We start from the raw sequence: 14,883 nt of genomic DNA on the forward strand, positions 1-14,883 counted from the left end.
GGGCCGGTGGGGGCGCCCGGCGGCCGTGCGGTGCCGACGGGCCGGTTTCAGCGGCCGAGCGGTCGGCGGGGCAAGGGTGACGAGTACACGACGCTCGTCGTGACCGAGCCCAGTGTGCCGATCCTGCCCGACACCTCCTCCAGGTGACTCATCGAGCGGGCCGCGACCTTGATCACGAAGCAGTCGTCGCCCGTGACGTGGTGCGCCTCCAGGATCTCCGGGGTGGCGGCGACCAGATCGTGGAACGGCTTGTAGTTGCCGTTCGGGTAGCGCAGCCGCACGAACGCGAGGATCGCCAGGCCGAGGCTCTCCGGGGCGACCACCGCCGCGTACCCCTGGATGACACCTGCCTCCTCCAGCCGGCGCACCCGCTCGGTGACCGCGCTCGCGGACATGGAGACGGCGCGGGCCAGTTCGGCGAAACTGGCCCGGCCGTCGCGCTGGAGGACATCGAGGATGCGCCAGTCCGTGGTGTCCGGTGAATACGCGGTCATGGTCGAGGAATAGCAGGGAAATCCCCGGCTGATCAAGGCGGAGGCCGGGAATCGCTCCTTCAAGGGGAAGGATCACCGGCCGTAGATTCTGGTCATGGAGTTCCGCACAGCCGGTGCGGCGACGGCGCCGGACCGCCCCAGGGCGGGTCGGCGGAAGGAACCGGGAGGGAAACCCAGGCCATGGCCATGACCAGCAGCACCACCGTGAGCACCAGCGCCGCGACGACCGGCAGGACCGCCGCCCGGAACCCCGTTCTCCGCGTGCCGCCGGCATCGCCCGCCGCTGCCGCCGCGCACTTCGGGGCGAGTCTCGCCTTCCACGCCGACGTGTCCGACGTCGCCGCCGCGCTGGCGGCCGACGGCGACCCCGGGTTCGTCGTCCTCGACTCGCGTTCCACGGCGTCCTGGGACCAGGGTCATGTGCCCGGCGCGGTCCACCTGCCCACCGCCCTGATACGCGAGCAGGCGGAGCAACTCCTCGACAGGGCCGTGCCGGTCGTCACCTACTGCTGGGGCCCTGGCTGCAACGGGGCCGCCCGGGCCGCCCTCGCCCTCGCCGAACTCGGCTACCAGGTCAAGGAGATGCTCGGCGGGTTCGAGTACTGGGTGCGTGAGGGCTTCGAGTTCGAGACCTGGGAGGGACGCGAGCAGCGCGCCGCGGACCCGTTGACGGCTCCGGCGGGCACGGACGACTGCGGCTGCTGACAGCCGCTCGGCCCCTGTGTCACACGGTTCACCGACGTCGACCCCAGTCCTCACCCCAGGCGAAGGCCGCCCTCGCGAAGGCCCTACGGACTCAGTCGCGTATCAGCTGGGCGGACCGGCAAAGGAATCGTCAATCGCGGCCCGCACGGGCGTGTAGCTTCGGCCCATGGCGAGTTATACGGACACCGGTTCGGTCGAGTGGGTGGAGTCGGGCGGTGGACCGCTCATGGCGATACCCGAAGGGGTGCTGCCGTTCTGGACGGGGGCCGACGGCGACGAGCTGGCCTCCGACTACGACAGGGCCTGCGAGGTGGAGGGTTTCGTCGGCCTGCTCCCCGTAGGCAACGCCACGGCCCTCGTCCTCGGTGAGGACCCCGCCGCCACCGCCTATCTGCCCGAACACGGCACGTTCGTCCGGTGGTTGGCGGGCGAATCGGAGGGTGAGCTGCTCGCCGGGGTTCCGGCCGCTCTCGACACCGCGGCGTGGGGACGCGAGGTGCACTGGGAGGTCCCCGGGGCCGTCGTGCTGTTCGACGCGGCATGGCCGGGGGAGGAGTCCACGAAGACGGGGCACCTTCGGATCGCCCTCGCACCGGGCCGGTACGCGGTGCGCGCGGCGCACGCCGAGCCGGGACCGGAGACATGGCTCGGCCTCGTCCAACTGAGGCCCCTGGGAAGCTGATCGCGGCCGGCGGCCGGGCCGGTCGCTCCGCCGCGCGCGGTGCGGGGCCCGGCCGCCGTGCCTCGTCAGAGGCGGGACAGCTCGTCGACCAGGTCGTCCAGACCCAGCGAACCCTGGGACAGCGCCGCCATGTGCCACGCCTTCGCGTCGAAGGCGTCGCCGTGGCGCTTGCGGGCGTTCTCACGGCCCAGCAGCCAGGCGCGCTCGCCCAGCTTGTAGCCGATGGCCTGGCCGGGGATGGAGAGGTAGCGGGTCAGCTCGCTCTCCACGAAGTCCGCCGGGCGGCTGCTGTGCGCGCCGAAGAACTCCTGGGCCAGCTCCGGAGTCCAGTGCTCCCCCGGGTGGAAGGGCGAGTCCGCCGGAATCTCCAGCTCCAGATGCATACCGATGTCGACGATGACACGGGCCGCGCGCATCATCTGCGCGTCCAGGTAACCGAGCCGCTCCTCGGCGTCCTTGAGGTAGCCGAGTTCGTCCATGAGCCGCTCCGCGTACAGGGCCCAGCCCTCGCAGTTGGCGCTGACGCCGCCGATGGTCGCCTGGTAGCGGGAGAGGTTCTCGGCGACGTGGGCCCACTGGGCGAGCTGCAGGTGATGGCCGGGGACGCCCTCGTGGTACCAGGTCGACACCAGGTCGTACACCGGGAAACGGGTGAGTCCCATGGTCGGCAGCCACGTACGGCCCGGGCGTGAGAAGTCCTCCGACGGCGGCGTGTAGTACGGGGCCGCGGCGCTGCCCGGCGGGGCGATGCGGGACTCCACCTTCCGTACGCGATCGGCGAGTTCGAAGTGTGTGCCGTCCAGTTCCTCGATCGCCTGGTCCATGAGGCCCTGCAGCCACTCGCGGACCTCGTCGACGCCCTCGATGTGCCGGCCGTGCTCGTCCAGGTGGGCGAGCGCGACCCACGGGGTCCCGGCGGCGGGCAGGACCTTCTCGGCCTCCTTCTTCATCTCGTCGAGCAGCCGGTGGTACTCCGCCCAGCCGTACGCGTACGCCTCGTCCAGGTCGAGGTCCGTACCGTTGAAGTAGCGCGACCAGCGGGCGTACCGGTCGCGGCCCACCGTGTCGGGTGCGCCCTCGATCGCGGGCGCGTACACGTCGCGCATCCAGTCGCGCAGCGCGACGACGGCTGCGGTCGCGGCGCGGGCGGCCTCGTCGAGTTCCGCGCGCAGGGTCCCGGGACCCGCCGACGCGAAGTCCTCGAACCAGCCGCGGCCCGAGCCGTCCATGTCCGACCACTCCGTGAGCTGTTCGACGAAGGTCGCGGTGGGGCGCGGGCCCGCGTACAGCTTGCGCTCCAGGCCGAGGGAGAGGGACTCGCGGTAGCCGTCGAGAGCCGTCGGCACCGCGCGCAGCCGCTCGGCGATGGCAGCCCAGTCCTCGTCCGTGTCCGCCGGCGTCACGGTGAACACCTCGCGCACCGAATGGGCCGCCGTGTGCATGTTGCCGACGGCCCGCAGGCCCTCCTCGGCCTCGTGCACGCCGAGTTCGGCGGTGAGGCGCTCGCGCAGCAGGCGGCCGCAGCGGCGCTCGATGTCACTGTCCGCGCCGGGCTGCCGCTCCGCCTCGTCGAGCCGGGTCAGCGTCACCCTCGCCAGGTGCGCGAGTGCCTCCTGGCCGGCGGGCGAGGTGTCGGGCAGCCTGCTCGAACTCTCCTTCACGCCGAGGTACGTACCGGTGACCGGGTCGAGGGCGATGAGCTCGTCGACGTAGGTGTCGGCGACCTCTCGGGGCAGCGGGTTCTTCGTCTGTGACATGCGGCCATCCTCATACGGGGACGGGGGCCGCGTCAGCTTCGTTTACCGGGCCTTGTGCCGCGTCAGCCCGATTTGGCCGGGAGCGTGGCCCCCGGCGGATCGGGAGGCAGCAGGGGCCCGCAGTCCCACTGCTGGAAGATCAGCCGGGTTTCGACGCGGGCCACCTCGCGGTGCGCGGTGAACCCGTCCAGAACCAGCCGCTGCAGATCCGCCATGTCGGCGACCGCGACATGCACGAGATAGTCGTCGGGCCCGGTGAGGTGGAAGACGGTACGGGACTCCGGAAGCGTCCTGATCCGCTCCACGAACGGCCCGACCAACTCCCGCCGGTGCGGCCTGACCTGCACGGACAGCAGTGCCTCCAGCCCTCGCCCCAGCTTGGCCGGATCGAGCCGCAGCTGATGGCCCAGGATGACGCCCGAGCGGCGCAGCCGGGTGACCCGGTCCAGACAGGTCGAGGGCGCGACACCGATCTGTGCGGCCAGATCCCGGTACGTGGTCCGGGCGTCGTTCTGCAACAGGCGCAGAAGATGAAGATCCACCGGGTCCAGTGCGACAGATTCAGCCATGTGCCGAACGTAGCACGGCGGTTTCCCCATGCAGCCCGTTCGATGTTCAGGCTGCACTTCATGGACTTCGGCAGCACTGACGTGCGCGACACGTGTGACGACGCAGCGGAGAACGGCGGCCGGGCGGCCGGGGCGGTGGGCACTCGCCTGCGCGCGCTGGCCACCGAGGCCGTGCACGCGGGGCGGGACGACCTCGCCCGGCAGGGGCTGCACGCCCCGCCGATCGACCTGTCCACCACCTACCCGTCGTACGACAGCCGGGGCGAGGCGGCCCGTATCGACGCCTTCGCCACCGACGGCGCCGACCCGGACGGGCCACCGGTCTACGGCCGGCTCGGCAACCCGACCGTCGCCCGGTTCGAGACGGCTCTCGCGCGGCTGGAGGGCACGCAGAGTGCTGTCGCCTTCGCGAGCGGCATGGCCGCGCTGAGCGCGGTGCTGCTCGTACGGAACGCCATGGGCCTGCGCCATGTCGTCGCCGTACGGCCCCTGTACGGCTGCAGCGATCACCTGTTGACGGCCGGGCTGCTCGGCTCCGAGGTGACCTGGGTCGATCCCGCGGGGATCACGGACGCCCTGCGGCCGGACACCGGTCTGGTCCTCGTCGAGTCACCGGCCAACCCGACGCTCGCCGAACTCGATCTGCGGGCGATCGCCCACTCCTGCGGGACCGTTCCGCTGCTCGCCGACAACACCTTCGCCACACCGGTGCTGCAGCGGCCCGCCGAGCTGGGAGCACGGCTCGTGCTCCACAGCGCCACCAAGTACCTGGGCGGGCACGGTGACGTGATGGCCGGGGTCGTGGCCTGCGACGAGGAGTTCGCCGGGCGGCTGCGGCAGGTCCGGTTCGCCACGGGGGGCGTGCTGCATCCGCTCGCCGGCTATCTGCTGCTGCGCGGTCTGTCGACGCTGCCCGTCCGGGTGCGCGCCGCCTCCGCGAACGCCGCCGAACTGGCTCGGCGCCTTCGCGCCGACCCGCGTGTCGCCCGGGTCCACTATCCGCGGCTCGGCGGCGCCATGATCGCCTTCGAGATCCATGGCGATCCGCACGAGGTGATCGCCGGGGTCCGGCTCGTCACTCCGGCGGTGAGTCTCGGCAGCGTCGACACGTTGATCCAGCACCCCGCCTCGATCAGCCATCGCATCGTGGACGCGGAGGACCGGCGCGGGAGCGGAGTGAGCGACCGGCTCCTTCGGCTGTCGGTCGGGCTGGAGGACGTGGAGGATCTCTGGCGGGATCTCGACGAGGCGCTGGGGTCGGCGCCGGGCGACAGCTCCGAGCGGGAGCTGGCGGCGGAGCGGTAGTCCCGGTGCGGCAAGTGGTGCGCGGCGTGCGGCGTGTGGTGTCGCCCTGGAGCATCGGGGACATGCGGTGCGGCCGATGCACCGGAACGCGGACGGTGGCGGGCCCGGCGTGCTCGCCGGACCCGCCACCGTGCGGAACGGATGCCGGCCGGCCGACCCCGTCCGGCTCCGTCGCTTCCGTCGACCCCGTCAGTCGCGCACCGAGTGCTCGTGCTCGGGCATCTGCTCGCGCTCGTCCCCGGGAGCCTCCGCGTACGGCGGGTGCGGGTCGAGGGGCATCGCGCTGAGGCGGGCGGTGATGACGAGAGTGCCCTCCTCGATCTGGTAGTCGAGGGGGAGGTCTAGGGCGCGCATCGCGGCGACCATGCCGGTGTTGGACGACTGCGTGACGGCGTACACGCTCTCGCAGCCGGCCTCGACGGCCATCGCCACCAGACGGCCGAGGAGCTCGCCGCCGATACCGCGCCGCTGCCAGTCGTCCTCCACCAGCAGAGCGATCTCCGTCTCGTCGCCGTCCCAGAGGAGATGGCCCAGCCCGACGACGCGCCCCGACGCGGTCTGCACGGCGAGCGTGCGCCCGAAGTGCGGGCTGAGAAGGTGCTTGAGGTACTTGTCCGCGTCGTTGACGGGTCCGTGATAGCGCATGCTCAGCGTCCGCTGTGAGCACCGCTCGTGCATGGCCTTCGCGGCGTCGACGTCACCGGCGTCGGCGCGGCGCACAGTGATGTCGTTGCCCCGGGGCAGTGTCAGGACGTCCCTGCTGTGCGGCACCCGCGGACCGAGCCGGGCGTCCAGCTCGACCAGCGCCCGGGCCCGCGCGAACTCGGTGGGCGTGAACGGCAGATAGGGCCGCTCCACGGTGATCACTCCGCCCTCCGGCGCACGCAACCGCATCACGGTGTCCTCCAGCGCCCCCTCGACGGGCGCCCCCTCGTGCGAACGGTCCCCGCGCACCGACGTGGCGGGCAGCGAACGGATCGTGCACCGCCCGAGCAACTGGCGCAGCGCCAACGGCAGTTCCGCCGCGTCCAGTGCCGTACGTGTCGCGAGGCCCAGGACACGGGTGGGAGCGTCCACCAGGTCGTGCGCGTCGGCCCGCTCGATCCACGTGCCGCGACCGCCGGCCAGCGCCACCGTGTCGGTGACGTCGGACGCCGCCACCGGGGCGGGAGCACGCAGCAGGAACTCGTCCACGGTGCCCTCGGCCAGCGGATGCGTCTGCAGACTCAGGATGTCGACCCGCAGACCGGCCAGCGCCACGCACAGCGCGGCCAGCGACCCGGGCTCGTCCCGCACGGTCGTACGCATCCGCCACAGCACGGCTTCACCGGAGCCGGCCTCCGGCGAGCCGGCATCCCCCACGGCCGCCCCGGCCTGCCGCACGGATGCGGGCGGCCGGGCGCCGGTATCGCCCGTCGGCGGGGCGTGACCGTGGCGTCGTGCCCACCATGTGTGGAACCCCGCCGTGGCGATCAGGGCGATCGCCGGAATCGCGAGCAGGACGGGGCCATAGGAGCCGTGCCCGGTCAGGTGAGCCACGGTGTCGGCGACCGCCGCGGCCGTGAACAGCGCGGCCAGCCGGATGAGATGCCGGCGCCAGTGGTGGACCGGCCGGCCGTTTTTCGTGCGCGTCGCGTGAGACATGTCTGGAGTCATGCGTTCACTGTGGAGCATCGGTGTTGCGTGATCACGAACGCTTTGTGACTGATCGGTTAAGTGTGCTTCTGTCTTTTTTGTTGCATTTTTTACGAATCCCGGGATGGGAATCGAACGTCCCCTGAACGGACTCAACGGGTCGAACGGGCCGAACACGTACAGGACTTGCGCGCCGAGGCCGGAGCTTCGGCGGCGGTGCCCGCTTCAGGCGGCCACTTCCCTGCCCAGGGTGTCACGCAGCCGACGGGCCTGGGTCACGAGCCGGGACGAGCCGCTCCGCTCCGCCGCCTGCGCGAGATACGCCACGTCGTCGCGCGCCCCGGTGAGCTCGGCGCACTCGGCGGCGACCGCCAGCAGTTCGCCGAATCCGCGGGTGGCCGGGGCGGCGCCGTCCGCCGCGAGGTCCGCGAGCAGCACGGGCAGCGCGGCCCGGAGTATCGACCAGACGGTGGCGTACGCGCCGGTCGTCGCCGCGGTCCGCGCGGACTCGGCGAGCCGCAGGGGCTTCACCGCCCCGCGGCGCACCAACTGCCCCAGGTCCCCGCCGAGCCGCTCGGCGTCCAACTGCCCCCGCGCGGCGAGGACCAGGAGGGCGTCCACCGCGCCGAGCCGGTCCTCCGGGTGACGTGCCCCCAGCCCGTACGCGACGCAGAGGTGCACGGCCTCGCCCGCCTCGCCCTCCGCCTCGGCGATCAGCGGCAGGATCGTGGCGGCGTTGCGGGTGCCCTCGACCGAGACCGAGGAGACCTCACGCATCAGGCGGGCGGCCACCAGCTCGCGCCGCCCGGGCACCACGGCCAGCCAGTGCTGCCGCCCGTCCTGGCTCCAGTAGTGGTGGCAGTATCTGCGCGCCTCGAAGACGCCGACGGGTCGGCCGAGCCTGCGGAACGCCGGCGGGAGGTCTGCCTGCAGCTCGTCGAGCTCGCCGAGTTCCAGCAGGATGCGGACCCCCGAGGTGCGTCGCCTGCTCGTGGGCACCGTCGGGGCGTCGCCGGCGAGCCAGCGCGCCAGCCGCTCTCCGTGTGCCGTGCCGAGTGAGGCGGCCCGCCCGGCGGCGGCAGCGGCCACCGCACGGTCGTCGCGCCGTACCCGGAGCAGTGCCTGCGCGAAGTCGGCCGCCCCGGGCCGGGCGCCGAGCCGGTGGTACTCGCCGAGGCGGGACACCAGCTCGTCCGGCTCCAGAAATCCGGACGCCCAGGTGGGCGTGGCGAGCAGAAACGGCATCGGGTCGGTGCCCACCCGGTAGGCCGCCTCCCACAGTCGCGCGTTGAAGGCGGCGCTCATCGCGCTGTGCACGCAGGGGTCCGACATCGGTCCGTGCTGATCGGCCTTGTGCAGCGTGGCCGTCCGCACCCGTCCCAGCAGGGCCGCGAGCACGACCTCCAGGCCGTGCGGCGCGGCCCGGAAGTACTCGTCCGCCGAGTGGTGCTGAAGATCGGCGTCGGCCCACCAGAGCCGCGCGACCACCGGTGCCAGGGCTTCGGCCAGCTCCTCCCGGCGCCGGTGGGCGTGCCGCACCAGGCCGTCCAGTGCGCGCTCGAACGCCGCCACGTCCCCGTCGCCGGACGCCAGCAGGGCGCCGACCTCCTCGGCCAGCTCGGTCGCCGAGTCCGGCGCGGGCGCGAGCCGGTCCGGCACCGGCGCGGGAGGCAGCAGCTCCAGATACGGCGGCGGCGCGAGCTCGGCCGCGTCCATTCCCAGGACCATGCCGGCGCGCGCTCGCAGTCCGGCGCTCAACCGGACGGCCGCGTCGGCCACTTCCGCACGCGCCCGCACGTCCACCACGCCGACGTACCGCTCCACCAGCTTCCATGCACGCTCCTGCATGTCCGTGTCCTCGTGCCCGAAGGCCTGCGCCACCGAGGGCAGCAGTTCGGTCGCGGTGGACGGGTCGCGCCGGAGCACCTTCCCGAGCAGCACGAGCTGGGCGCGCACCAGCTTCTTCTCCGTGCGGAACAGCACGCCGGCGGACATCTCGGCGAGCTGACGGGACGTGATCCCGCCGGCCGACGCCAGAGCGCCCAGCACCGACTGGGCGTGGGCCGCCACGGTGGAGGCCGCGTGGGAGGTGAGCGCCAGCCAGTCGGCGACCCGCTCCCGCTCCTCGTCCCGGCTGAGCCCTAGTGCCGCCAACAACCGCAGGAAGACGCGGCAGTCGGACGCCGCGCCGCCCCGCAGCAGCCGGGCCACGCAGTCGTCCACCAGGGCCTTCCGGTCGAGGACGCCCTCCTCGGTGAGCCGCGCGAGGGCGTTGCACCAACTGTCCGGACCGTCGCCGAAGAGCCAGTCCAGGTGGCTGCCGATGTCGGGGATCCCGAAGAGCGCGGGGACGAGCTCCGCCGTGTACGGATCCTGGCGAAGCCTCTGGGCAACGGTGTCGCCGCGCTGCCACAGGCTGCCGATCTGCTCGACCCAGCCGACGACGTAGGTCTCCGTCGTCGGCACCGCGCAACCGGACAGCCGCACCAGTCCCGCCATCAGCTCGTAGGGGACCTGGGCGGTCGCCGGGCGGTCCGCGAGCCGCCGCGCGAGGTTGCCCAGCCAGTCCCGGTCCCGGTCGCCCAGCACGTGGAGCAGTGCCGCGGGAGACGCCTGGGACCAGCGCATGTCGGCCGCGGTGATCCAGGCCGCCGCCCCGGCCGCTCCGGTGTGGCAGGCGGCACCGGCCGCGTGCAGTGCGGGATACGCCTTGCGGGACGCGGCGTCCCAGGGCGCGACCCGCAGCTCCTTGCGCAGCTCCTTCAGCGCGGGCAGACAGAGCCGCCGCTGCGGATCCGTCATCCCGTCCAGCAGACCCGCGGCCTCGTTCGTCCGCCCCGCCCGTACGGTCGTCAGCAACGTGTCACTCACCGGCACCGCACCGCTCATCGCACACCCCCGTCTGCCAGAACCTCCGCCTGCCCGGACACCGCGCCGCGGCGGACCATGCGTTCCGCCAGCGCGTGCTTGCACGGCCCGCGCCCGCCCCGGTACCTGGCCCACCACAGGCAGCTGCAGCTCAGCACCCCCGCGTCGTCGCGCACCCGGTGCGCGTGCCCGTCCTGGGCGGTCACCGTGCCGAGGACGCCGTCCAGGACCACCGCGCCCGCGCCCACGAGATCCCGGGCGGCCCGCAACCGGGGGTTGTACCGCCCCACGCGCCCGGCGTCGTAAGGGAGTTCGCGGTGGAAGTAGGCCGCTTCCGCCGTGTCGTAGCCCACGCGTCCCGAGGTGCCCAGCCGGACGAGGGCCGCCCGCACCCGCTCGGCGGGCAGTCCCGAAGAGGCCGACAGGTCCCCGACGTCGATCCTGGGTTCCCAGGCCAGCAGGACCGCGATCAGTTCCGCGTCCTCGGCCGTCTCGTCCGCGGCCAGCGCGTCGAGCACTCCGCCCTCGCCGGAGAAGCCCCGGGAGGCCTCCGGTGACAGTGTCAGTGTGAGCCGCATCCCGGGCAGGACGACCTCCCAGGCACTGGCCGTGGCGGCGCCCCCGGCGAGCGCGGGACCGTACACCCGCAGCGCCGACGCGTGCCGGAGCACCCGTTGGAGGGCGATCAGCCGCTCCGGGCCCGGGAGGCAGACCGCTCCGGGCACCGGCCGGGTGGTGGGTCGCAGGACATGCCCCGCGGGCACCACCCACCGCGCGCCCCGGGAGGCGCCACGTGCGCTGGACCGGGGCAGCGAGCGCAGGAACCGCACGGCCTCCGACGCGGGCAGTTCGGCCCGCAGGTCGAAACCGGCCGCTATCACCTGGGCCTCGGCGAAACCCCGGAGCCAGCGGTCCGGCAGCGGCACCTTCTTCTCCACGACCGGCCCGTCCAGGGTGGTCACGGCCATCTCGTCCGGGCCGACACGCAGATGCAGCGGATCGTCGGAACCGATCCTCGACAGAGCCTCCCGCAAGGGGTTGTTGACGTCGACGTTCGTCGTGCCGTGCCCCACCTCGCCGCCGTCGAGCCCCGCCTCGAGGACGTCCAGCCGGGCGTACACCCCACCGCAGCCGGAGAAGGACTCGAAACGCAGCCGGTCGCCGTTGCCCGTGACCACCGGGTCCAGGGACGCCGCCAGCTGCCGCTGGAAGTAGCGCGCCCCCGCCACGTCGGCGACCGCGAGCAGCCCGGCCGACGCCACCTGAGGCGAGGTCAGGAATCCCGCGAAGAAACGGGGATGATCCTCGACGCCGCGGGGCGTCGCACCTCGTGAGGTCTCAAGTCCCAGGCGGCCTCCGCCCGGTGAGGACTCCAGCGCGGAGGATCGGGTGTAGGCCACGGCCTGCAAAGATCGCGTCATGGAAAAACCGTAGAGGCGACCACTGACAATCGGCTCCGACCTGCGCGGACATGGGCGCCGAGCAGGCACCGACGTGCCGCGTACCGGGGGATGACGCCGGTACGCGGCACAGGTTTTGAGGGTACGGGAACCGCGGCCCCGCACACCCTCGGCACGCGCCACGGGAGCAGCCGTGACGAGAGGGAACTACTGCCCCACGCGCCCCGGCTGCAGGACCTTCGTGAACAGGACCGCCCCTCCGGTGGCCCGCAGACGGACCGTCAGTTCGCCGCTGTCACCGTCGATGTCGACCTCGCCGAAGTACTGGGGCGACTCCATCGGGGAAACGTTCGCTCTCGTCGGCGCCTTGACGAAGACCCGGTCCGGACCGAACGTGCCGTCCAGCGCGTTGGCCTGGAAACCGCCCGCGGCGAGCGGGCCGGAGACGAACTCCCAGAACGGCGCGAAGTCCTTGAAGGCCGCACGCGAGGGGTCGTAGTGCTGTGCCGAGGTGTAGTGGACGTCGGCCGTCAGCCACACCGTGCCGGTGATCCGGCGGTGCTTGACGAACCGCAGCAGCTCCGCGATCTGGAGCTCGCGGCCGAGCGGAGCGCCCGGGTCGCCCTGTGCGACGGCCTCGATGTCCGTCGCGCCGTCCGGCACGACCAGGCCGAGCGGCATGTCGGCGGCGATCACCTTCCACACGGCACGCGACCGTGCCAGTTCCCGCTTCAGCCAGGCCAGTTGCTCCGCGCCCAGGATGCCGGTGGTGTCGTCGGTCTGCCGCCCCGGCGAGTTGGCGTTGCGGTATGTGCGCATGTCCAGCACGAACACGTCCAGCAGGGGGCCGTGGCGCACGACCCGGTGCACCCGGCCCTCCTCGCCCGTGGCGGGCAGCGTGGAGATCGGGAAGTACTCGCTGAACGCCTTGCGGGCCCGGGACGCCAGCGTGTCGACGTCCTTCACCGTGTAGCGGGCGTCGGTGAGGATCTCGCCCGGGTACCAGTTGTTGACGACCTCGTGGTCGTCCCACTGGGCGATCGTCGGGACCTGCGCGTTGAACCGGCGCACGTTCTCGTCGAGCAGCGAGTACCGGAAGTTGCCGCGGTACTCGGCGAGGGTCTCCGCGACCTTGGACTTCTCCTCGGTGGTGACGTTCCGCCAGACACGGCCGTCCGGGAGTGTCACGGACGCCGACAGCGGCCCGTCCGCGTAGATCGTGTCACCGCTGCACAGGAAGAAGTCCGGGTCCAGGCGGCGCATCTCCTCGTACGCGTACAGACCGCCGATGTCCGGGTTGATGCCCCAGCCCTGGCCCACGATGTCACCGGACCACAAAAACCGGACGCCCTGGCGCCGCTTCGAGGGCGCTGTCCGGAAGGTGCCCTGTACGGGTTCGCCCGTGCGGCGGTAGTCGTCGGGGTCGGCCAGGGTCACCCGGTAGTGGATCTGCTCCCCGGACGGCAGACCGCGGAGCGGGACCGTACCCGTGAAGTCCGTGTCGGCACCCAGGAGGGGGCCGTGCCATCTGCGCGGCCTGCGGAACGACTCGGTCGCGGAGGTCTCCACGATCATGCGTGCGGGCCGGTCGGAACGCACCCACACCAGACCGGAGTGCGTGGTCACGTCTCCGGCCTGCACACCCCATTGCGCCTGGGGCCGCCCCGACAGGGCGAACGCCGGAGCCGCGGCGGCGACTGCGGAGGGCAGGGCGAGTGCCGCCGACGCGGCGAGCGTGCCGCGCAGGACGCTGCGGCGGCCGGGGAGCGGGCTCGGCGGGCTGAGTGGCATGGGGCGCCTCCTGGGGCGGGTCGGCCGATGTGCATGGCTATGGATACAACTACTGGTGTGCCGCAGCGCACGCGGAAACCGCAAGTGAACAACGTGCTCCGCTCCGCCCGAGGTGGAGATCCGGCCGGAGTCGGCGGACATGTGACGGGACGGTGTGTGCCGTCGGCGCTCGGCTCCCCACGCCACTCGGTGCAGGCCGGCGCGCGGGCGTCGTCGCCCGGCTACCCGGGGCGCGTCGCCGTCGCCAGAAGGCGGATTCCCTCGCGGATGCGTGCCGGGGACACATGCGCGTACCCGAGGACGAGTCGCACCACGTCGTCCCCGGCCGGAGTCCGTGTGTAGTCCGAGAGCGGGCGGACGGCGACGCCGGCCCCGGCGGCGGAGGCCAGGAAGCGCTGGGGCGGCCCGTAGCGGTCGGGAAGCGTCGCGATGACGTGCAGACCGGCCGCGATGCCGGAGACCTCCGTCCCGGGAAGGTGTTCGGCCAGGGCCGTGACCAGTGTGTCGCGGCGTTCCCGGTACGCGCGCCCGCAGCGGCGGAGCTGACGGTCGTAGTCGCCGCGTTCCACGAAGCGGGCGAGGAGCGCCTGGTCGATGACGGGATTGCCGAGGTCCATCGTGCGTTTGCGTTCGACGACCTCCTCGGCGAACGACGCCGGTACCAGCAGCCAGCCGAGCCGCAGCCCGGGTGCCAGCGACTTGCTGACGGAACCCGTGTACGCGACGTGCTCCGGATCGAGGCCCTGCAGGGCGCCCACCGGCGCCCGGTCGTAGCGGAAGTCCCCGTCGTAGTCGTCCTCGACGACGAGCCCGTCCACGGACCGTGCCCAGTCGAGGAGTTCCGCGCGGCGGCGCGCGGAGTACGCGATCCCGGACGGGAACTGGTGCGAGGGGGTCGTCACCACGGCCCGCACCCCCGACGCCCGCAGCGCCCCGCTGTCCAGACCCTCGTCGTCCAGCGGCAGCGGTACGACGCCGAGACCCGCCGACGCGTACAGGGCCCCGTGATCGGGGCTTCCGGGGTCCTCCACGCCGACGGCACGCACCCCGCGCGCGTGGAGCACGAATCCCAGCAGTGTGGTCGCCTGGGCCACACCGGAGACGACCATCACCCGCTCCGGATCCGCGACCACACCCCTGCGCCGGGTGAGCAGCTCCGCGAGCGCGCTGCGCAGCCGGGGCAGCCCGCGCGGATCCGGATAGCCCAGCGTGTGGTGCGGCAGTTCGGCGAGCACCCCGCGCTGCGCGGCCGACCACGCGGCGCGCGGGAACAGCGACAGGTCGGGCGTCCCGGGCAGGAAGTCCGTCCGCGCGCCGGGGGAGCGGGGCGCGAGGTCCCGCACGAGAGGGTCGGCCGCCCGCACGGCACCGCCGACCCAGGTCCCCGCACCCCGGTCACTGCGGAGGTACCCCTCCGCGGTCAGCTGCTCGTACGCCTCCGTGACCAGACCCCGTGACACCCCGAGATCGGCGGCGAGTTCACGGCTGGACGGCAGCCGGGTGCCCGGCGCGAGCCGCCCCGCCCGGACCGCCTCCCGCAGCGCCGCCTGCAGGGCACGGCCACGCGCGCGTGCCGGTGCCGAAGCGGCCGGCAGGAGCATGTCCCAGGCGCCGGCCCGGCCCGCCGCGGCGGGCTCCTCCGGATTGGTCCCCGATGACGTCATGGAAGTGGACCTT

11 protein-coding genes are annotated in these 14,883 nt (G+C 72.9%); 3 read left to right on the forward strand and 8 right to left on the reverse strand.

Annotated features, from left to right (window positions below):
* Window positions 1-47: 47 nt before the first annotated feature.
* Complete coding sequence (locus tag O1Q96_RS15635; RefSeq protein ID WP_269248747.1) at window positions 48-494, reverse strand: Lrp/AsnC family transcriptional regulator; 447 nt, start codon at window positions 492-494, stop codon at window positions 48-50.
* A gap of 180 nt (window positions 495-674) precedes the next feature.
* On the opposite strand from O1Q96_RS15635, the gene O1Q96_RS15640 reads away from it, so the two are divergent.
* Both O1Q96_RS15640 and O1Q96_RS15645 read left to right on the forward strand, forming a co-directional pair.
* The gene (locus O1Q96_RS15640) at window positions 675-1,199 is read left to right on the forward strand and encodes a rhodanese-like domain-containing protein (protein ID WP_419586898.1); all 525 of its coding nucleotides are present in this window, start codon (window positions 675-677) and stop codon (window positions 1,197-1,199) included.
* A 166-nt stretch (window positions 1,200-1,365) separates the two neighbouring features.
* A complete protein-coding gene (locus O1Q96_RS15645; RefSeq protein WP_269248749.1) occupies window positions 1,366-1,881 on the forward strand; it encodes an immunity 21 family protein in 516 nt (171 codons plus the stop codon).
* Window positions 1,882-1,946: 65 nt separating this feature from the next.
* On the opposite strand, the gene O1Q96_RS15650 is transcribed toward O1Q96_RS15645, so the two are convergent.
* Window positions 1,947-3,638, reverse strand: a complete 1,692-nt coding sequence (locus O1Q96_RS15650) for a DUF885 domain-containing protein (protein WP_269248750.1) — start codon at window positions 3,636-3,638, stop codon at window positions 1,947-1,949.
* Window positions 3,639-3,700: 62 nt separating this feature from the next.
* The gene (locus O1Q96_RS15655; protein WP_269248751.1) at window positions 3,701-4,207 is read right to left on the reverse strand and encodes an Lrp/AsnC family transcriptional regulator; all 507 of its coding nucleotides are present in this window, start codon (window positions 4,205-4,207) and stop codon (window positions 3,701-3,703) included.
* Window positions 4,208-4,267: 60 nt separating this feature from the next.
* Here O1Q96_RS15655 and O1Q96_RS15660 point away from each other — a divergent pair, with 60 nt between their 5' ends.
* Window positions 4,268-5,512 (forward strand): trans-sulfuration enzyme family protein, encoded by a 1,245-nt coding sequence (locus O1Q96_RS15660; protein ID WP_269248752.1) that lies wholly within the window; start codon window positions 4,268-4,270, stop codon window positions 5,510-5,512.
* A 189-nt stretch (window positions 5,513-5,701) separates the two neighbouring features.
* Here O1Q96_RS15660 and O1Q96_RS15665 read toward each other — a convergent pair whose 3' ends face one another.
* From O1Q96_RS15665 to pdxR, 5 genes are all read right to left on the reverse strand, one after another.
* Window positions 5,702-7,168 carry a GNAT family N-acetyltransferase gene (locus O1Q96_RS15665; protein WP_269248753.1) on the reverse strand — a complete coding sequence of 489 codons (1,467 nt, stop codon included), beginning with the start codon at window positions 7,166-7,168 and terminating at the stop codon, window positions 5,702-5,704.
* Window positions 7,169-7,372: 204 nt separating this feature from the next.
* Complete coding sequence (locus tag O1Q96_RS15670; RefSeq protein WP_419586899.1) at window positions 7,373-10,036, reverse strand: DUF7824 domain-containing protein; 2,664 nt, start codon at window positions 10,034-10,036, stop codon at window positions 7,373-7,375.
* Window positions 10,033-11,436, reverse strand: coding sequence for an SWIM zinc finger family protein (locus O1Q96_RS15675; RefSeq protein ID WP_269248755.1), 1,404 nt, complete (start codon window positions 11,434-11,436; stop codon window positions 10,033-10,035). Before O1Q96_RS15675 ends, O1Q96_RS15670 begins: the two co-directional genes overlap by 4 nt.
* Window positions 11,437-11,622: 186 nt before the next feature.
* Window positions 11,623-13,206 carry an alkaline phosphatase D family protein gene (locus tag O1Q96_RS15680; RefSeq protein ID WP_269248756.1) on the reverse strand — a complete coding sequence of 528 codons (1,584 nt, stop codon included), beginning with the start codon at window positions 13,204-13,206 and terminating at the stop codon, window positions 11,623-11,625.
* A 221-nt stretch (window positions 13,207-13,427) separates the two neighbouring features.
* On the reverse strand, window positions 13,428-14,870 hold the full coding sequence (pdxR, locus tag O1Q96_RS15685; protein WP_269248757.1) for a MocR-like pyridoxine biosynthesis transcription factor PdxR: 1,443 nt from the start codon (window positions 14,868-14,870) through the stop codon (window positions 13,428-13,430).
* Between the last annotated feature and the right edge of the window lie 13 nt (window positions 14,871-14,883).

Source organism: Streptomyces aurantiacus (assembly GCF_027107535.1).
Taxonomy (GTDB): Bacteria; Actinomycetota; Actinomycetes; order Streptomycetales; family Streptomycetaceae; genus Streptomyces.